19 protein-coding genes are annotated in these 17,139 nt (G+C 65.4%); 13 read left to right on the plus strand and 6 right to left on the minus strand.

What is annotated here, in order from left to right; translation table 11 throughout:
• Positions 1-76 precede the first annotated feature (76 nt).
• Positions 77-478, plus strand: coding sequence for a response regulator (locus ACVIJ6_RS24055; protein WP_456774726.1), 402 nt, complete (start codon positions 77-79; stop codon positions 476-478).
• Between the two features lie 108 nt (positions 479-586).
• Here ACVIJ6_RS24055 and ACVIJ6_RS24060 read toward each other — a convergent pair whose 3' ends face one another.
• The 5 genes from ACVIJ6_RS24060 to ACVIJ6_RS24080 form a co-directional block, all read right to left on the minus strand.
• Positions 587-1,705, minus strand: coding sequence for a branched-chain amino acid ABC transporter substrate-binding protein (locus ACVIJ6_RS24060; protein ID WP_456774727.1), 1,119 nt, complete (start codon positions 1,703-1,705; stop codon positions 587-589).
• Between the two features lie 156 nt (positions 1,706-1,861).
• Entirely contained in the window at positions 1,862-2,593 is a 732-nt protein-coding gene (locus ACVIJ6_RS24065; protein ID WP_172238338.1) for an ABC transporter ATP-binding protein, read from the minus strand.
• Positions 2,590-3,423, minus strand: coding sequence for an ABC transporter ATP-binding protein (locus ACVIJ6_RS24070; RefSeq protein WP_456774728.1), 834 nt, complete (start codon positions 3,421-3,423; stop codon positions 2,590-2,592). Before ACVIJ6_RS24070 ends, ACVIJ6_RS24065 begins: the two co-directional genes overlap by 4 nt.
• Entirely contained in the window at positions 3,420-4,760 is a 1,341-nt protein-coding gene (gene livM / locus ACVIJ6_RS24075; RefSeq protein WP_456774729.1) for a high-affinity branched-chain amino acid ABC transporter permease LivM, read from the minus strand. The genes ACVIJ6_RS24070 and livM overlap by 4 nt, the downstream gene beginning before the upstream one ends.
• 13 nt (positions 4,761-4,773) lie before the next feature.
• The gene (locus ACVIJ6_RS24080; RefSeq protein WP_456774730.1) at positions 4,774-5,691 is read right to left on the minus strand and encodes an ABC transporter permease subunit; all 918 of its coding nucleotides are present in this window, start codon (positions 5,689-5,691) and stop codon (positions 4,774-4,776) included.
• A gap of 553 nt (positions 5,692-6,244) precedes the next feature.
• Here ACVIJ6_RS24080 and ACVIJ6_RS24085 point away from each other — a divergent pair.
• The gene (locus ACVIJ6_RS24085) at positions 6,245-6,799 is read left to right on the plus strand and encodes a hypothetical protein (protein ID WP_456774731.1); all 555 of its coding nucleotides are present in this window, start codon (positions 6,245-6,247) and stop codon (positions 6,797-6,799) included.
• 12 nt (positions 6,800-6,811) lie between these two features.
• On the opposite strand, the gene pcaD is transcribed toward ACVIJ6_RS24085, so the two are convergent.
• Positions 6,812-7,594: a 3-oxoadipate enol-lactonase gene (pcaD, locus tag ACVIJ6_RS24090; RefSeq protein ID WP_456774732.1), complete on the minus strand. Its 783-nt coding sequence runs from the start codon at positions 7,592-7,594 to the stop codon at positions 6,812-6,814.
• A 232-nt stretch (positions 7,595-7,826) separates the two neighbouring features.
• On the opposite strand from pcaD, the gene ACVIJ6_RS24095 reads away from it, so the two are divergent.
• From ACVIJ6_RS24095 to adhP, 11 genes are all read left to right on the plus strand, one after another.
• Positions 7,827-8,273 carry an SRPBCC family protein gene (locus ACVIJ6_RS24095; RefSeq protein WP_012045265.1) on the plus strand — a complete coding sequence of 149 codons (447 nt, stop codon included), beginning with the start codon at positions 7,827-7,829 and terminating at the stop codon, positions 8,271-8,273.
• Positions 8,274-8,402: 129 nt separating this feature from the next.
• A complete protein-coding gene (locus tag ACVIJ6_RS24100) occupies positions 8,403-8,888 on the plus strand; it encodes a (2Fe-2S)-binding protein (RefSeq protein ID WP_012045264.1) in 486 nt (161 codons plus the stop codon).
• Positions 8,889-8,915: 27 nt separating this feature from the next.
• Complete coding sequence (locus ACVIJ6_RS24105; protein ID WP_456774733.1) at positions 8,916-9,785, plus strand: FAD binding domain-containing protein; 870 nt, start codon at positions 8,916-8,918, stop codon at positions 9,783-9,785.
• Between the two features lie 34 nt (positions 9,786-9,819).
• Entirely contained in the window at positions 9,820-10,728 is a 909-nt protein-coding gene (locus ACVIJ6_RS24110; protein ID WP_456774734.1) for an AAA family ATPase, read from the plus strand.
• A 135-nt stretch (positions 10,729-10,863) separates the two neighbouring features.
• On the plus strand, positions 10,864-12,069 hold the full coding sequence (locus ACVIJ6_RS24115) for a vWA domain-containing protein (RefSeq protein WP_456774735.1): 1,206 nt from the start codon (positions 10,864-10,866) through the stop codon (positions 12,067-12,069).
• Between the two features lie 24 nt (positions 12,070-12,093).
• On the plus strand, positions 12,094-12,417 hold the full coding sequence (locus ACVIJ6_RS24120) for an XdhC family protein (RefSeq protein ID WP_284419078.1): 324 nt from the start codon (positions 12,094-12,096) through the stop codon (positions 12,415-12,417).
• Between the two features lie 4 nt (positions 12,418-12,421).
• On the plus strand, positions 12,422-13,123 hold the full coding sequence (locus tag ACVIJ6_RS24125; RefSeq protein WP_456774736.1) for an XdhC family protein: 702 nt from the start codon (positions 12,422-12,424) through the stop codon (positions 13,121-13,123).
• Positions 13,120-14,724 carry an NTP transferase domain-containing protein gene (locus tag ACVIJ6_RS24130; protein ID WP_456774737.1) on the plus strand — a complete coding sequence of 535 codons (1,605 nt, stop codon included), beginning with the start codon at positions 13,120-13,122 and terminating at the stop codon, positions 14,722-14,724. Before ACVIJ6_RS24125 ends, ACVIJ6_RS24130 begins: the two co-directional genes overlap by 4 nt.
• 265 nt (positions 14,725-14,989) lie before the next feature.
• On the plus strand, positions 14,990-15,337 hold the full coding sequence (locus ACVIJ6_RS24135) for a DUF4189 domain-containing protein (protein ID WP_456777072.1): 348 nt from the start codon (positions 14,990-14,992) through the stop codon (positions 15,335-15,337).
• A gap of 141 nt (positions 15,338-15,478) precedes the next feature.
• Entirely contained in the window at positions 15,479-15,892 is a 414-nt protein-coding gene (locus ACVIJ6_RS24140; RefSeq protein WP_456774738.1) for a DUF2000 family protein, read from the plus strand.
• Between the two features lie 135 nt (positions 15,893-16,027).
• The gene (gene adhP / locus ACVIJ6_RS24145; protein WP_456774739.1) at positions 16,028-17,053 is read left to right on the plus strand and encodes an alcohol dehydrogenase AdhP; all 1,026 of its coding nucleotides are present in this window, start codon (positions 16,028-16,030) and stop codon (positions 17,051-17,053) included.
• Positions 17,054-17,139: the final 86 nt, after the last annotated feature.

The following is a 17,139-nucleotide window of genomic DNA, read 5'->3' on the forward strand; positions in this document are numbered from 1 at the left end:
GATAAATATACCGGTAGTTGTAGCTGATTTCTTTTTATGTTGTAGGCTGTCCAACGAAAAAGTCTTGGAGAAGTTGATGTCGCGGATTCTGGTGGTCGACGATCAGAAGGACGTGCGGGCCATGATCAGCATGGTGCTCCGCGTCAATCAGTTCGAGGTGGTCGAGGCGGGAACCGCGACGGCAGGATTGCAGCTGTTCCGCGACCAGGCCTTCGATGCCGTGATCGTCGACATCTACCTCGATGATTCGAATGGCCTCGATCTGGTCAGCGGGATGCGGGCGCTGGTTCCCGATGTGCCGGTCGTGGCCGTCTCAGGCATGAGTGCATTCGACGGGGCGGCGATGTCGGAGGAGCTGACCCGCGTGGTCTATCTGCAGAAGCCATTCCGGCCGAACGAACTGATGCGCGCCGTCGAGACGGCGCGCACAGCGGTGCGGGACAGGCCTGCAGCGACGCTCGCTGCCTGCGCAGGCTGATCACGCTGGCGCCAAGCAGGCGATCGCGATCCAACTCATCTCGGCAGAACGCCCCGGTCCATGACCTGGGCGTTCGCATTTGCTTGGGTTAAAGAGCAACGATGAGGATCAGGAGCCCTTGCTGCCGAGCTCGGCGTAGCTGCCCTTGGCGTCCCACTTGTAGACGACATAGTCGATCTGCTTGATGTCGCCCTTGGCGTCGAAGCCGAGCTTGCCGAGCACCGTGTCCCACTCGCCGGCCTTGATGGTGTCCATCACCTTCTTGGCGTCGGTGGTGTTGGCTTTCTTCACGGCCTGCGACCAGACCTGGATCGCGGCGTAGGTGTAGAGCGTGTAGCCCTCGGGGTCGATGTTCTTGGCCTTGAACTTGTCGACGATCGCCTTCGCGGTCGGCTTGTTGCGCGGCTCCGGGCCGAAGGTGAACAGCGTGCCTTCAGCGGCCGGACCGGTGATCGACGCGAATTCCTTGTCGTTCATCGCATCGCCCGCCATCAGGATGGTCTTGAGGCCCTGATCACGCATCTGGCGCAGGATCAAGCCGGCTTCCTGATGATAGCCGCCGACATAGACGAGGTCGATGTTCTCACGCTTCAGGCGCGACACGATCGCGTTGAAGTCCTTGTCGCCCTTGTTGTACGACTCGAACATCTTCTCGGTGACGCCGGCCTTGTTGAGCGCCTTCTTGGTCTCGTCGGCGAGACCCTTGCCGTAGGTGGTCTTGTCGTTGAGGATCGCGATGTTCTTGCCCTTGAAGTTCTTCGCGATGTAGTTGGCGGCGACGAGGCCCTGCTGATCATCACGGCCGCAGACACGCGCCACATTCCACAGCTTGCGCTCGGTGAACAGCGGGTTGGTCGAAGCCGGGGTGATCTGCAGCACGTTGCTGTCGGCATAGGCCTCGGAGGCCGGGATCGACGACGACGAGCAGAAATGGCCGGCGACGAACGGAATGCCGGAGCCGGCGAGCTTCTCGGCGACCGAGCGGGCCTGCTTCGGATCGCAGGCATCGTCACCCACCTGCAAAGCGAGCTTCTTGCCGAGCACGCCGCCTGCAGCATTGAGATCGGCGATCGCCATCTCGGCGCCGTTCTGCATCTGGCGGCCGAAGGCCGACTCGCCGCCGGTCATCGGGCCGGCCACGGCGATGGTGATGTCTTCGGCGTAGGCGGCGGTCGAGAGCGCAAGCGACGCGCCCAGCGCCAGACCAATGAGTTTGAGTGGTTTCATGAGAAATCCTCGCGGGGGTAGGTCGACACGGAGCGGCCCGAACGGCGGGCCGCAGACCGCGCGCATTGTGGCTGATTTTCCGCCGAAGTCACCGGCATTTTTCGGGCAGATCGACGAAGGGCTAAGGCCATTTCGGCCGGAATGCGAGGGCCCGCCTCAGTGGCGGCCGCCCTCGAGATAGGCGGCGCGGATCTCCGGGCGCTGCAACAGCTCGGCGCCGCTGCCCGACAGCGTGATCAGTCCGTTGACCAGCACATAGCCGCGATGGGCGAGCTTCAGCGCGTGATTGGCGTTCTGTTCGACGATCAGCACCGTCAATCCATCCTGCCGATTGAGCGTCCGAATGGCGTCAAAAATCTGTCGTGCGATCAGCGGTGCCAGCCCGAGCGAGGGCTCGTCGAGCAGCAGGAGCCGCGGCCGGCTCATCAGGGCCCGCCCGATCGCCAGCATCTGCTGCTCGCCGCCGGACAGCGTGCCGCCACGCTGCTCGAAACGCTCCTTCAACCGCGGGAACAGCGCGAACACGCGCTCCAGCGTCTCGGCGCGCTGCGCTTCGGTGGTGGCGCCGGCGTCCGCGCCCATCTGCAGATTTTCCGCAACACTCATGCGCGGGAAGATGCGGCGGCCCTCCGGCGATTGCGCGATTCTGAGCCGGGCGATCTGATGCGTCGGCACCTGCGTGATGTCGCTGCCATCATAGACGATGTGTCCGGAGCTGGCGCGCGGCCGGCCGAAGATCGACATCATCAAGGTCGATTTGCCGGCGCCGTTGGCGCCGATCAGCGCGACGATTTCCCCGGCCTTGATGTCGAGATCGACGCCCTTGAGCGCTTCGATCTTGCCGTAGGAGGCACGCAGATTGCGAATCTGGAGCAGGGACGCGCTCACGCCTCGGCCTCCAGGACGGCTGCGGCCTCTTCCTCGTCAGTGCCGAGATAGGCGGCGATGACCTTGGGATCGTCGCGGATCTCGCGCGGCGTGCCTTCAGCGATCTTGACGCCGTAATCCATCACCACGATGCGGTCGGAGATTTCCATCACGACGCTCATGTCATGCTCGATCAGGAGGATCGACGTGCCGTGATCGCTACGGATCGACAGCAGCAGCTCGCTCAGCGCGGCGCTCTCGCGCGCGTTCAGACCGGCGGCGGGCTCGTCGAGGCAGAGCAGGGCGGGCCCGGTGCACATCGCGCGCGCGATCTCCAGCCGCCGCTGATCGCCGTAAGCAAGATTGCCGGCAGCATCGTCGGCGCGGTCGAGCAGGCCGACGCGCTTCAGCCAGAACACCGCATTGTCGATCGCGCTCTGCTCGGCCGTGCGCCACGAGGGGACGCCGAGCAGTCCGAGCAGCGTCAGGCCGGAAGCGCGCATCAACGCGTTGTGCTGCGCCACCATCAGGTTCTCCAGCGCCGTCATGCCGGGAAACAGCCGGATGTTCTGGAAGGTGCGCGCCACCTTGGCCTGCTTGGAGATGTTGAAGTCCTTCAGCTTCTGCATCTCGTATTGCGTGCCGTCATCATGCGTCAGGCGGATCACACCCGAGGTCGGCTTGTAGAAGCCGGTGATGCAGTTGAACACGGTGGTCTTGCCGGCGCCGTTGGGGCCGATCAACGCCGTGATCTGCTTGCGCTGGGCGGAAAACGACAGCGCATTGACGGCGACGATGCCGCCGAAGCGCATGGTGAGGTTCTCGAGCGCGAGAATGGGAGCGGAGCTCATCCGTGGCCTTCCTTGACGAGATCCGAAGAGATGCTCTTCGATTTTTCGAGGAACACGGTCGGCGAGCGGTGGCCAACGATGCCGCGCGGACGCCAGATCATCACCAGCACCATGGCGAGGCCGAACACCAGCATGCGGTAGACCTCGAGGCTTCGGAACAGCTCGAAGCCGCCGATCATGGCGAGCGCCGCCAGCGCCACGCCGAGCTGCGACCCCATGCCGCCGAGCACGACGATCGCCAGCACGAGCGCTGATTCCTGGAAGGTGAAGGACTCGGGACTGATGAAGCCCTGGCGGGTGGCGAAGAAGGCGCCGGCGAAGCCGCCGAACATCGCGCCGGTGGCGAACGCCGTCAGCTTGGTGGTGGTGATGTTGATGCCGAGCGCGCGGCAGGCAACCTCGTCCTCGCGCAGCGCTTCCCAGGCGCGGCCGATCGGCAGCCGGCGCAGCCGGATCGTGACCCAGTTGGTGAGCAGCGCCAGCGCCAGGATCAGATAGAACAGGAACACGATGCGATGGGTCGGCGAGAACGGAATGCCGAGCATCGCGGCAAGTCCGTCGGGGCCGGGCGTCAGCGGAATGCCGAACAGGCTCGGGCGCGGAATGCCGGAGATGCCGTTGGGACCGCCGGTGACGTCCTGCCAGTTGATCAGCACCAGGCGGATGATTTCGCCGAATGCGAGGGTGACGATCGCCAGATAGTCACCGCGCAGGCGCAGCACCGGGAAGCCGAGCAGCACGCCCCAGAATGCGGCGAGGATGCCGGCGAGCGGCAGGCAGATCCAGAACGACAGGCCGAACGTGGTCGAGAGCAGCCCGTAGGAATAGGCGCCGACGGCGTAGAATGCGACATAGCCGAGGTCGAGCAGGCCGGCGAGGCCGACCACGACATTGAGACCCCAGCCCAGCATCACATAGGTCAGGACGAGGATGCCAAGGTCGAGAATGTAGCGCTGATTGTAGAAGATCACCGGTACCAGCAAGGTGAAGATCAGCAGCGCGGGCGCGACGTAGCGGCCGGCGACCGACAGGCCGCTCTGCACGGAGGCGGGCACAAAACTGCCGAGGCCGCCGCGCGGGCCGAGCCACAGCCGCAGCAGCTCGACCACGATCGAGCCGACGAAGACAACGCCGACCAGGCTCGCGAGCTCGCCGAAGCGGGTCCAATATTCGAGCTGTCCGCTCTGGCCGGCCTCGGTGCGGACGCCGACCATCAGCGAGAACAGGCCGAGCGCGACCAGCGCGCTGAGGACGGCCTTTTTGAGGATGAAGCCGGCTCCGACCGGTTTGGAGCCATCCGAGGCGAGGGGCGAAGAGGCTGGAAGGGACGCGCTCACACGGGCTCCGTCGTCAGACTTTTTCGACTTCGGGACGGCCCAAGAGGCCGGTCGGCAGGAAGATCAGCACCACGATGAGGATCGAGAACGCCGCCACGTCCTTGTACTCGACCGAGAAATAGGCCGACCAGAACGTCTCGATCAGGCCGATCGCGAGACCACCGAGCATCGCGCCGGGCAGCGAGCCGATGCCGCCGAGCACGGCGGCCGTGAAGGCCTTGATGCCGGCGACGAAGCCCATGAAGAAATCGACCAGGCCATAATACAACAGGTACATCATGCCGGCGACGGCGGCGAGCGCCGCACCGATCACGAAGGTCATCGAGATGGTGCGGTCGACGTCGACGCCGAGCAGCGCCGCCATCGTCTGGTCCTGCTCGCAGGCGCGCATGTCGCGGCCGAGCCGGGTGCGCGACACCAGCCAGGTAAACAAGCCGAGTAGCACGATCGTGGTGATCACCACGACGATCTGGATGTTGGAGAGCTGGACGACAAAGCCGCTCTCGCCCTCGTGCAGCGTGTAGCCGCCGGTGACGATCGGCGGGACCGGCTTGACGCGCGCGCCCTGCGATACCTGCGAGAAATTCGTCAGCACGAACGACATGCCGATCGCCGACAGCATCGGTGCCAGCCGGAAGGAGTGGCGCAGCGGACGGTAGGCGATGCGTTCGATGGTCCAGCCATAGAGCGCGGTGATCGCCATAGAGACCAGCAGCACGATCAGCAGAATGACCGGCACTGCGGTGAGCCCGACCGACACCAGGACCAGGAACGAGATCAGCGCGATGAAGCCGCCGATCATGAACACGTCGCCATGGGCGAAATTGATCATTCCGACGATGCCGTAGACCATGGTGTAGCCGATGGCGATCAGGCCGTAGATCGAGCCGAGGACGAGGCCGTTGATGAGCTGCTGGGCGAAATAATCCATGAACTGCCGTGACTGAGAGCTGGAACGTCCGAGACTGGTTCGCAACGCGGCGGGGGCCTTCCGGTCGAGTGCTGGCTGGCCATACACCCGCGACGGGAGGCGACGCGCCTTGCAGTACTAACAGCTAGGAACCGGGTGCCGCAACAGCGTGCAGTGCCACAATTGCGGGCTTATCCCGCCTGCTTTGATGGCGTGGTTCCGTTGCCATGATTGAGGCGGACGACCGCGTGCGAATCCGGGCCGAGCGTGCAACGCCCTGCAACATCGGACCCTGTTCCCGCATTGGTTGTGATTGCGATCACCCAGGGAGCCGCGCATGGGCAGCCTCACGGACAAGAATCGCGGGGCATGAGACCCCGCATGTTGCGGTCGCCTTCACCCCTTCGGGGTGGGGCTGTCGCTCATGCGGGCTACGGGCTGCGGCTACGGGACCACCGGTGCGCTAGGGCCGTCCATTAAGGTAAACAAAGGGTTTAAATTGCCCGGTGCGTTTGCCGCGCGTTAGCTCGTCTGGAACCGGCCCGAGGGGCGGGAGCGTGACGCGGGGCGTGACATGATCAAGATGGACGCGATCAGGAACTGGCGGCTGAGCTGCGTCAACGGCGTGCTGCTGGCGCTCTATTTCATTCCGGTCTGGACCATTATTGCCTTCCACATCATGGTCGCGCCGGTCCAGGGATTGTTCGAGCGGCCCAACATCGCGGTCGCATTGTTCATCAGCGATCACCTGCATCTGTCGGCCATCGACACGGTCCGTGCCGCCTGGCTGCTGGCGCTGGCGCGGCTGACGGTCGCAGGCTTCTTCGCGATGTTCCTGGTTCTGATCCTTGTGCCGCAGGTGCGAAGGGTGGCTGGCTATGTCGAGGCGCTGTCGATCGGGCTTGGTCTGGGCAGCGCGCTGAGCTTCTTCAGCATGATCATGGCGGCACAGATCGGTGAAGCACAGGCGTTGCGCCTGCATGCCACCGAGCTCCTGATGCTGCTGGGCACGGCCATCGTCCTCTTGGTGGAGAAGCCGGTCAGCCAGTCCGTGCGGGCCTCCGCAATCGTCCCCGCGAAGCCGCTGCAGCCGAGCGCGGCGCACGGCACCGCAGGCGCCAAGTGCTGATCCCGGCAGCGCTCAGCGCTGCGTCAGAAAGCCCAGCACGGCGTCGTTGAACGGGCCTGCCGCCTCGACATTGGAAATGTGCGCGGCGTCGACGATGGTCATGCTGGCGCCGGGGATCCGACTGCGAATCGCTTCGGCCATCGCGATCGGCGTCGATTTGTCGTAGCGGCCGGCGACGACGAGCGTCGGGCTCTTGATCCCCGGCAGGTCCTCCCGCAGATCGAGCGCCCGCAACGCGTCGCAGCAGGCGAGGTAACCCTCCACCGGGGTCGCGACCAGCGTCGCTTTCATGCGATCGGCGACGTCCGGATGGCGATCGCGGAACTCCTGCGTCAGCCAGCCCGCGATCACCGTGTCGGCGATGCCGGCGAGCCCTGTCTCCTGAACCGCCTTGATGCGCGCATCCCAGATCGCCGGATCCGGGTAGTAGCAGGTGGTGTTGGCCAGCACGAGCTTGCCGATCCGCCCGGGGGCATGGGCCGCGAGCCATTGCCCGACCATGCCGCCCATCGAGACGCCGCACCAATGCACCTTCTCGATGTTGAGATCGTCCAGAATGGCCAGCGCATCGCGGCCGAATCGTTCGATGGAGTAGGGGCCGGGCGGCACCTGCGATTTGCCATGGCCGCGCCGGTCATAGCGGATGACGCGAAACACCTGGGTGAAGGCGCGCATCTGCGGCTCCCACATCTGCAGCGTCGAGCCGAGTGAGTTCGACAGCATCAGGGTCGGCCCGCCGTCGCGGCCCTCGACGGTGACATTCAGCAGGCAACCGTCGGCATCGATCATCGGCATGGGCGTGATCCTTCGTCGCAGGCGGCCGCGCCGCCGGAGGAATCGTGCAGATTTGAGGGCGAACTAACCACTGCCGCAGCCGTCTGCCAATCAAAACCCTGGGGCGACGGACCCGCAATGCTGCGGTGCTCCTGCGAATCTGCAACGCTTCCTGGCGCTGCTTGCCCTTCCTTTTGGGCCCCTGGTGCTTTACTTGAATGCCTCTAACCGCGCCAATCGGGGGGAGATGCACATGGCAATGACGATGACGGGCGAGGTCCAGCTGGCGGCTCCGCGAGAGTCGGTCTGGGCCAAGCTGAACGACCCGGAGGTGCTCAAGGCCTGCATTCCCGGCTGCGAGGAACTGGAAAAGACCGAAGACGGAGGCTTCCGCGCCGTCGCCAAGATGAAGGTCGGACCGGTGTCCGCGCGCTTCAAGGGCAAGGTCACCTTGAGCGATCTCGATCCGCCGAACGGCTACAAGATCTCCGGAGAGGGCGAGGGCGGCGTGGCCGGATTCGCCAAGGGCGGCGCAGTCGTCGCGCTGGCGGAGAAGGACGGCGGCACGCTTCTGACATACAATGTCGAGGCCCAGATCGGCGGCAAGCTCGCGCAGCTCGGCCAGCGCCTGATCAACGGCACCGCCAAAAAGCTCGCCGACGAGTTCTTTGCGAACTTCGCCAAAGCCGTCCAGGGCTGACCGCAGACCTCAGGCGCGTCCGGTGGCCAGGTTGCCGGCTGCCGGAAGCGCCCATATGATGGTTTTCGAATGATTTTGCTGGGCTGCGCTGTAGTGCAACGCTGTGGCGCGGATAATAGAGAGTCCTGAATGGCCAAGATTTCCATGATTGTGAACGGTAATCCCGTCACGGCGAATGTCGATCCGCGGACGCTGCTCGTGCAGTTCTTGCGCGAGAATCTGCGCCTCACCGGCACGCATGTCGGCTGCGACACGTCGCAATGCGGCGCCTGTGTCGTGCATCTCGACGGCAAGGCGGTGAAGTCCTGCACCACCCTCGCGGTGATGGCCGACGGTCATGAGGTCAGGACCATCGAAGGGCTGGCAGCCGACGGCGCGCCGCTGCATCCGATGCAGGAGGCCTTCCGCGAGCACCACGGCCTGCAATGCGGTTTCTGCACGCCGGGCATGATCATGACGGCGGTCGACCTCGTTCACCGCAAGGGCCACGATCTCAGCGAAGAGGTCATCCGCGAGGAGCTCGAGGGTAATCTCTGCCGCTGCACCGGATATCAGAACATCGTGCAATCGATCGCCGCCGGCGCCAAGGCCATGGCGAAGTCGGACCTCGCCTAAGCCGCCCGCCGCGCACAGGACATCCCCATGTACGAATTCAAATATCACCGGCCGGCCACCGTGCGCCAGGCCGCCAATCTCCTGACCAAGAACGAGGATGCCAAGCTGGTCGCGGGCGGCCACACGCTGGTGCCGGTCATGAAGCAGCGGCTCGCCAGCCCGCCGCATCTGGTCGACCTGTCTCACATCGAGGGGCTCGATACGATCGAGCTGAAGGGCCGCAACCTGGTGATCGGCGCGATGGCGCGTCACGCCGATGTGGCGAACTCCGCCACCGTCGGTGAGGCGATTCCCGCGCTCGCGCATCTGGCTGGGCTGATCGGCGATCCTGCCGTGCGCCATCGCGGCACGATCGGCGGCTCGATCGCCAACAATGATCCGACGGCGGACTATCCGGCGGCCTGCCTCGCGCTCGGTGCCACCATCGTCACCAACAAGCGCAAGCTGAAAGCCGAGGAGTTCTTTCTCGGCCTGTTCACCACTGCGCTGGAGCCGGACGAGATCATCACCAAGGTCAGCTTCCCGCTGGCGAAGAAGGCGGCCTATGTGAAGTTCCGCAACCAGGCCTCGCGCTACGCGCTGGTCGGCGTGTTCGTGGCGCGCCGTCCGTCGGATGTGCGTGTCGCCGTGACCGGCGCCGGCGGCAATGGCGTGTTCCGCGTCACCGCCTTCGAGGAGGCGCTGCAGAAGCGCTTCTCGCCGAAGGTGCTGGAAGGCGTCCACGTCTCGCCGGAAGGTCTCAACAGCGACATTCACGGCAGCGCCGAATATCGCGCCCATCTGATCGGCGTGCTCGCGCGTCGCGCGGTCGATGCGGCCAATGCCGAAGCCAAGGCCTCGACCGGATCGGACGCCGCCGAATCCGATTCGGCTGCGCCCGAGGCTCCGGCGTCGTGACGGGCGAGGGCGGTCAGGGAAGGCGGTCTCGCTCATGAGTGCTGCAGCGCTGCCGGCATCGGTCGATGCGATGCTCGAATTGCTATCGTCGCGCGGCTATCTGGCCGAGCGATCGCTGGCGACGGTGACCTATCTGTCGCTGCGGATGGGCCGGCCGCTGTTTCTCGAAGGCGAGGCCGGCGTCGGCAAGACCGAGATCGCCAAAGTGCTGTCGGCGGCGCTCGGCCGCAAGCTGATCCGGCTGCAATGCTATGAGGGGCTCGACGTCGCCTCTGCGGTCTATGAGTGGAACTCGGCGGCGCAGATGATCGCGATCCGGCTGGCCGAAGCCGGCGGCGACGTCGACCGCGACCAATTGTCGTCGGACATTTTCGCCGACCGCTATTTGATCAAGCGTCCGCTGCTGCAGGCGCTGGAACCGGATGTCGCGGGCGCCCCGGTGCTGCTGATCGACGAGCTCGACCGCGCCGATGAGGCGTTCGAGGCCTATCTGCTCGAAATCCTCTCCGACTTCCAGGTCACGATTCCCGAGTTCGGTACCGTCAAGGCGCCGCATCCGCCGATCGTTATCATCACCTCGAACCGCACCCGCGAGATTCACGACGCGCTGAAGCGGCGCTGTCTGTATCACTGGGTCGACTACCCATCGGCCGAGCGCGAGCTCGCCATCGTGAAGACGCGGTTGCCCGGCATCTCGCAGCGGCTCTCGCAGCAGATCGTGCGCTTCGTCCAGGCGCTGCGCAGCCAGGACTTCTACAAGTCGCCGGGTGTCGCCGAGACGCTCGACTGGGCCACCGCGCTGACCGAGCTCGACGCGCGCTCGCTGAATGCCGAGGTGGTCGGCGACACGCTGGGCGCATTGCTGAAGTATCAGGACGACATTGCGCGCATGCAGGGCGATGCGTTGCAGAAGGTGATCAAGGACGCGACCAGCGAGACGTAGGTCACGCTGGTGCCTACAACAAAGGTCGTCATTCCGGGGCGCCCGGAGGGCGAGGCCGGAATCCATGCTCACGATCGTGGTTATGGATGCCGGGCCCATGCTTCGCATGTCCCGGAATGACGAGGGGATAGAGCCGTGCCCACCAGCATCAATCACCTCGCACCACCCACCGGCGGCATCGCCGACAACATTGCCGGTTTTGCGCGGGCGCTGCGCGCGGCGGGTCTTCCGGTCGGACCCGGTGCCGTGATCGACGCCATGACCGCGCTCGAGGTCATCGATATCGGCAAGCGCGCGGACGTCTTCACCACGCTGGAATCGATCTTCGTCAAGCGCCACGAGCACGCGCTGATCTTCGCCCAGGCCTTCGACCTGTTCTTCCGCCCCGCCGAGGAGTGGAAGTCGATGCTCGATTCCGTGCCGCTGCCGGATCACGCCAAGAAGAAGCCGCCGCCGGCGTCGCGCCGGGTGCAGGAGGCGATGGCCCAGCCGCAGATGCATGAGGAGCCGCAGACGCAGGAGCAGGATCTGCGGCTGTCGGTGTCCGACCGCGAGGTGTTGCAGAAGAAGGATTTCGCCCAGATGAGCGCGGCCGAGATCGCCGAGGTCGCGCGCGCGATCGCCAAGATGCGGCTGCCGCAGGCCGAGCTGAAGACGCGCCGCCACACCGCCGATCCGCGCGGCCGTCGCATCGACATGCGCAAGACCTTGCGGCAGGCGCTGCGCACCGAGGGCGAGATCATCAATTTCCATCGCCTGGGACGGATCGAGAAGCCGGCGCCGATCGTGGCGCTGCTCGATATCTCCGGCTCGATGAGCGAATACACCCGTCTGTTCCTGCATTTCCTGCATGCCATCACCGACGCCCGCAAGCGCGTCTCGGTGTTCCTGTTCGGCACTAGGCTGACCAACGTGACGCGGGCGCTCCGGCAACGCGATCCGGACGAGGCGCTGGCGAGTTGTTCAGCCAATGTCGAGGATTGGGCCGGCGGCACCAGGATCGCCACCTCGCTGCAGACCTTCAATAAGCAATGGGCGCGGCGCGTGCTCGGGCAGGGGGCAATCGTGCTCCTGATCTCCGATGGGCTGGAGCGCGAGGCCGACAGCAAGCTCGCCTTCGAGATGGACCGGCTGCACCGCTCCTGCCGCCGCCTGATCTGGCTCAATCCGCTGCTGCGTTACTCCGGCTTCGAGGCCAAGGCGCAGGGCATCAAAACCATGCTGCCCCACGTTGACGAATTCCGCCCGGTACATAACTTGACCTCGATCGAGACGCTGATCTCGGCGCTGTCATCGCCGCTCCCGCCGCACATCAGCCGCGTGATCCGGCCCGCCGCCTGAGACCCGTCCGAGAAGGAGATTGCCATGCTCAACCGCGACGAAGACATCCTGAAGGCCGCCGAGGACTGGCACAAATCCGGCCATGGCGTGGCGCTGGCCACCGTGGTCGAGACCTGGGGCTCGGCGCCGCGGCCGGTCGGCTCCAATCTCGTGATCAATGATGACGGCACGTTCCTGGGCTCGGTGTCCGGCGGCTGCGTCGAGGGCGCTGTGGTCACCGAGGCGCTCGACGTCATCTCCAGCGGCCAGCCCAAGATGCTGGAGTTCGGCGTCGCCGACGAGACCGCCTGGAATGTCGGTCTGTCCTGCGGCGGCACCATCCGCGTGTTCGTCGAGAAGGTGGGCTGACACGATGCAATTGGGAACACTGGCCGAGCTCAATGCCGAGCGCGCCGCGCGCCGTCCGGCCATCCTCGTCACCGACGTCGCCTCCGGCGAGCAGCGCCTGGTCAAGGCCGTCGACATCGCCACTGACCCGCTGCGCAACGAGCTGGAGACGCATCTGCGCATGGGCAAGAGCGGCATGGTGGAAGCCGGCGGCAAGAGGCTGTTCCTCAACGTCTACGCGCCGATCGCGCGGCTCGTCATCATCGGCGCCGTCCACATCAGCCAGGCCTTGGCGCCGATCGCCAAATCGCTCGGCTATGACGTCACGGTCGTCGATCCGCGCACGGCCTTCGCCAGTCCCGAGCGCTTTCCCGACGTGCCGCTGATTGCCGAATGGCCCGATGTGGCGCTACCGCCGCTCAATGTCGATCATTACACGGCGTTCGTAGCGCTGACGCATGATCCGAAGATCGACGATCCGGCGCTGCTGCATGCCTTCTCGCGCGACTGCTTCTATATCGGCGCGCTGGGCTCGCGGAAGACCCATGCCAAGCGCGGCGAACGGCTGCGGTCGCAGGGCGTCAGCGATGCCGACATCGCCCGCATCCATGCGCCGATCGGGCTGGCCATCGGCGCAGTGTCGCCGTCGGAGATCGCGGTGTCGATCATGGCCGAGATCACCGCCACCTTGCGGTTGCCGGCCAAGCAAAAAGAGCAGGCGGCATGAAATTCGGTCCTGCCAGTCCGGCTGAGGCGATCGGCGGGGTGACCGTGCACACCCTGCGCAAGGGATCATTGGTGCTCAAGAAGGGCACCTTGATCGGCCCCACCGAGGTCGCGGCGCTGGTCAGGGAAGGCGTCAAGGAGATCGTCGTCGTGAGGCTCGAGGCCGGCGACGTCTCCGAGGACGAGGCCGCGGCTGACGTCGCCAAAGTGGTGGCGGGCGAGGGCATTCATGTCGATCGCGCGTTCACGGGGCGCGCCAATCTGTTTGCGGCGCAGGCCGGTGTGCTGGTGATCGATCGCGCCGCGGTCGAGCGCATCAACGAGGTCGATGAGGCGATCACCTTCGCGACCCTGCCAGCGTTCAAGCCGGTGGTCGAAGGCGAGATGGTCGGCACCGTCAAGCTCATTCCATTCGGCGTCGAGGGCCGCCTGCGCGATGCCGCCGTGGCGGCAGCCGGAAAGGGCGCGCTCAGGGTCGCGCCCTATGTCGTCAAGCGCGTCGGCGTCGTGTCGACCATTTTGCCCGGGCTGGCTCCGAAGGTCATCGACAAGACGCTGCGGGTCACCGCTGAGCGCCTGGCGCCGGCGGGCGCGGCCATTATCGCCGAGCGCCGCGTGGCGCATGAGCAGGCTCCACTGGCCGCTGCCATCAAGGACCTGCTCGGCCTTGGCGCCGAACTCGTCATCGTGTTCGGCGCCTCTGCGATCGCCGACCGCCGCGACGTGATCCCGGCGGCCATCACCGGCATCGGGGGGGCCATCGCGCATTTCGGCATGCCGGTCGATCCCGGTAATCTGCTGCTGATCGGCAGCGCCGCCGGCGTGCCGGTGCTGGGCGCGCCCGGCTGCGCCCGCTCGCCGGCCGAGAACGGCTTCGATTGGGTGCTGATGCGGCTGCTCGCCGGGATCAAGGTGACGCGGGCGGAGCTGACGGCGATGGGCGTCGGCGGCCTGCTGATGGAGATCGTGACGCGGCCGCAGCCGCGCGCCAAGCCGGAGGTCGAGGGTGAGCGCAAGGTCGCAGCCATCGTTCTCGCGGCCGGGCGCTCGACCCGGATGGGCGGACCGAACAAGCTTCTGGCCGAGCTCGACGGCAAGAAGCTGGTGCGGATCGTCACCGAGCAGGCGCTGGCCTCGAAGGCCAGCGAGGTCATCGTCGTCACCGGCCATCAGGCCGAGCTGGTCGAGCAGGCGCTGTCGGATCTCGACGTCCGCTTTGTCCGCAATCCCGATTTTGCCGGCGGCCTTGCCAGCTCGGTGAAAGCCGGCATTGCCGCGGTGCCCGATACGGTCGATGGTGCGGTGGTCTGTCTCGGCGACATGCCGATGGTGTCGTCGGGCCTGCTCGACCGCCTGATCGCCGCCTTTGCACCGGATCGCGGCAATTTGATCGTCGTGCCTGTCTCCGAGGGGCGTCGCGGCAATCCCGTATTGTGGTCGCGCCGCTTCTTCGCGGAACTTAAGACCCTCGACGGCGATGTCGGCGCGCGGCATCTGATCGCCAAGCACACGGAGGCCGTCGCCGAGGTGCCCGTCGACGGCGAGAGCGCCTTCCTCGACATCGATACGCCGCAGGCGCTGGAAGCCGCGCGGCGCGGCTGACGCCTGTCGCCCGAATGAGCGAGAGCGATCATCCCGGTTCATACGCGCTGCTCGTGAGACCCCGGATATCGCTCTCGCACATCCAGGCTACGCACGGCGCACGCCCGCCATCGTCACCGAGACGCCCGCTCGCCCTCAACCTCTCATTCACCAAGTCTCAACGACCCCCGGCTAGATTTGCCGACATTGGGCCTCGGGGGAGGAGAGAGTGATCGTTTCGACGGCCGCGCGACGTTTCGCGCTGTTTGCATTTGGATTGACCGTCATGGTCGGCGCTGCACGCATTGTGAGCGACGCCGCCATCAGCCCGGCGCATGCCGCCGGCGCCTTTGCCATCGGCCGCTGCGCCGCGTTTGGCCAGGCCTTCGACTATCCGGCCGAGCATCTCGCCAAGGCTGCGGCGCTCAAGCAATGCAAGGGCGAATGCACCGCTGTGACGATGAAGAAGGCCTGTGCGGCGTTCGCCGTCGACCTCACCAATCCCTGCGGTCCGCACGGCTATGCGGTCCGGCCGAAGATCTCGGCCTCGCTCAACGACGCGACGCGCGAATGCTACAAATATGGTGGCAAGGAATGCGTCATCCGCGCCTGGGTCTGCGACGCCAAGGGCTGATCCAGGCGCTGACCGCCAGCGATCGTCGCCAAGTCGGGATCATCGCAAGTTCCACTTCCATCGCTTGCATTGTCGATGCTTCACGCCTGGGATGGCTCGGCTATTCTGGGCGCTCGCGCATATCGAACTCTTGGAAGCGACATGCAATTCGATACCAAGATCGCACTCATCATCCGCAACGATCTCGCCGCCTGGCAGAAGCTGAACGTGGCTGCGTTCCTCGCCAGCGGCATCGCCGCTGCCTTTCCCGACTGTATCGGCGCGCCTTATGAAGATGGCTCGGCGACGAACTATCACGCGCTGATCGGACAGCCGATTCTCATCTATGGCGCGCCTTATCGCGCGGCGTTGGCGCGTGCTCTGGATCGCGCATTGGCGCGCGAGGTGGAGCCGGCGCTCTATACCGAGGACATGTTCACGACCACGCATGATGAGGCCAATCGGGCGGCCGTGAAGACGGTGCCGCGCATGGATCTCAACCTGGTGGGACTGGCGTTCCGCGCCGAGCGCAAGGTGGCGGACAAGATCGTCGACGGGCTGAAATTTCACGCCTGAGATCGCCGGCCGCACGATGGCGCTATCATGAGATTGTTACATGCTGCGCATCAAAGCAGCACCGTCTTTTGATACCGATCAAGACCGCGACAGGTCGGCTTGGATAGTTTGCGCCTCAACATGAGGAGCAGACAGATGCAGACCATGAAAGCCGCCGTCGTCAAAGCCTTTGGCAAGCCGCTCGTCATCGAGGACGTCCCCGTTCCGGTGCCGGGGCCGGGTGAATTGCTGGTGAAACTGAAAGCCTGCGGTGTGTGTCATACCGACCTTCACGCGGCGTCCGGCGATTGGCCGGTCAAGCCGGTGCCGCCGTTCATTCCTGGACATGAGGCCGCCGGCCTGGTGGCCGCGCTCGGACCGGGCGTGACTGATTTCAAGATCGGCGACGCCGTCGGCGTGGCCTGGCTGCACGATGCCTGCCTGCGCTGCGAATATTGCGAGACCGGCTGGGAAACGCTGTGCGAGCATCAGCACAACACCGGCTACAGCGTGAATGGCGGCTTTGCGGAATATGTCATCGCCTCGGCGGCCTTCGCGGCGCGCCTTCCGGCGAACGTGAACTTCGCCAAGATCGCGCCGATCCTCTGCGCCGGCGTCACGACCTACAAGGGCCTCAAGGAGACGGATACCCGTCCTGGCGAATGGGTGGTCATTTCCGGCGTCGGCGGTCTTGGTCACGTCGCGATCCAATATGCGAAGGCGATGGGGCTGAAGGCGATCGGTCTCGACATCGCCGAGGACAAGCTGAAGCTGGCACTGGAGGCAGGCGCCGATCACGCCGTCAACGCGCTGGACAAGGATGCGGTCGAGCGGGTCATCGCCCTCACCGGCGGCGGGGCCCATGGCGTGCTGGTGACGGCGGTGTCGACGCCCGCTTTCGCGCAGGCACTGAAGATGGTCCGTCGCAAGGGCACGGTCAGTTTGGTGGGGCTGCCACCGGGTGAGTTCCCGACGCCGATCTTCGATGTCGTGCTCAAGCGCATCACCGTGCGTGGCTCGATCGTCGGCACGCGACGCGATCTCGATGAGGCCGTGGCCTTCGCCGCAGAAGGCAAAGTGAAGGCTGAAATCACGACAGCGCCGCTCTCGGAGATCAACACCATCTTCGATCGCATGAAGGCCGGCAAGATCGACGGCCGCGTGGTGCTGGATTTCACCTGAGACGAGGTGCGTGGCCCGGATGAGCGGACGCCTGCGAAGGCGGAAGCGAGATCCGGGCTCACCGTGGCAGACACCATCCTGAGCGA

The sequence above is a fragment of the Bradyrhizobium sp. USDA 4369 genome (assembly GCF_054056435.1).

Excerpts from the sequence above, each read along its gene's own strand:
- ACVIJ6_RS24055 (WP_456774726.1), top strand. The coding sequence starts at position 77 with ATGTCGCGGATTCTGGTGGTCGACGATCAGAAGGACGTGCGGGCCATG.
- ACVIJ6_RS24135 (WP_456777072.1), top strand. The coding sequence starts at position 14,990 with ATGGTCGGCGCTGCACGCATTGTGAGCGACGCCGCCATCAGCCCGGCG.
- ACVIJ6_RS24130 (WP_456774737.1), top strand. The coding sequence starts at position 13,120 with ATGAAATTCGGTCCTGCCAGTCCGGCTGAGGCGATCGGCGGGGTGACC.
- pcaD (WP_456774732.1), bottom strand. The coding sequence starts at position 7,594 with ATGCCGATGATCGATGCCGACGGTTGCCTGCTGAATGTCACCGTCGAG.
- ACVIJ6_RS24060 (WP_456774727.1), bottom strand. The coding sequence starts at position 1,705 with ATGAAACCACTCAAACTCATTGGTCTGGCGCTGGGCGCGTCGCTTGCG.
- ACVIJ6_RS24100 (WP_012045264.1), top strand. The coding sequence starts at position 8,403 with ATGGCCAAGATTTCCATGATTGTGAACGGTAATCCCGTCACGGCGAAT.
- ACVIJ6_RS24110 (WP_456774734.1), top strand. The coding sequence starts at position 9,820 with ATGAGTGCTGCAGCGCTGCCGGCATCGGTCGATGCGATGCTCGAATTG.
- ACVIJ6_RS24120 (WP_284419078.1), top strand. The coding sequence starts at position 12,094 with ATGCTCAACCGCGACGAAGACATCCTGAAGGCCGCCGAGGACTGGCAC.
- ACVIJ6_RS24105 (WP_456774733.1), top strand. The coding sequence starts at position 8,916 with ATGTACGAATTCAAATATCACCGGCCGGCCACCGTGCGCCAGGCCGCC.
- ACVIJ6_RS24085 (WP_456774731.1), top strand. The coding sequence starts at position 6,245 with ATGATCAAGATGGACGCGATCAGGAACTGGCGGCTGAGCTGCGTCAAC.
- ACVIJ6_RS24125 (WP_456774736.1), top strand. The coding sequence starts at position 12,422 with ATGCAATTGGGAACACTGGCCGAGCTCAATGCCGAGCGCGCCGCGCGC.
- adhP (WP_456774739.1), top strand. The coding sequence starts at position 16,028 with ATGCAGACCATGAAAGCCGCCGTCGTCAAAGCCTTTGGCAAGCCGCTC.
- ACVIJ6_RS24140 (WP_456774738.1), top strand. The coding sequence starts at position 15,479 with ATGCAATTCGATACCAAGATCGCACTCATCATCCGCAACGATCTCGCC.
- ACVIJ6_RS24070 (WP_456774728.1), bottom strand. The coding sequence starts at position 3,423 with ATGAGCTCCGCTCCCATTCTCGCGCTCGAGAACCTCACCATGCGCTTC.
- ACVIJ6_RS24080 (WP_456774730.1), bottom strand. The coding sequence starts at position 5,691 with ATGGATTATTTCGCCCAGCAGCTCATCAACGGCCTCGTCCTCGGCTCG.
- ACVIJ6_RS24095 (WP_012045265.1), top strand. The coding sequence starts at position 7,827 with ATGGCAATGACGATGACGGGCGAGGTCCAGCTGGCGGCTCCGCGAGAG.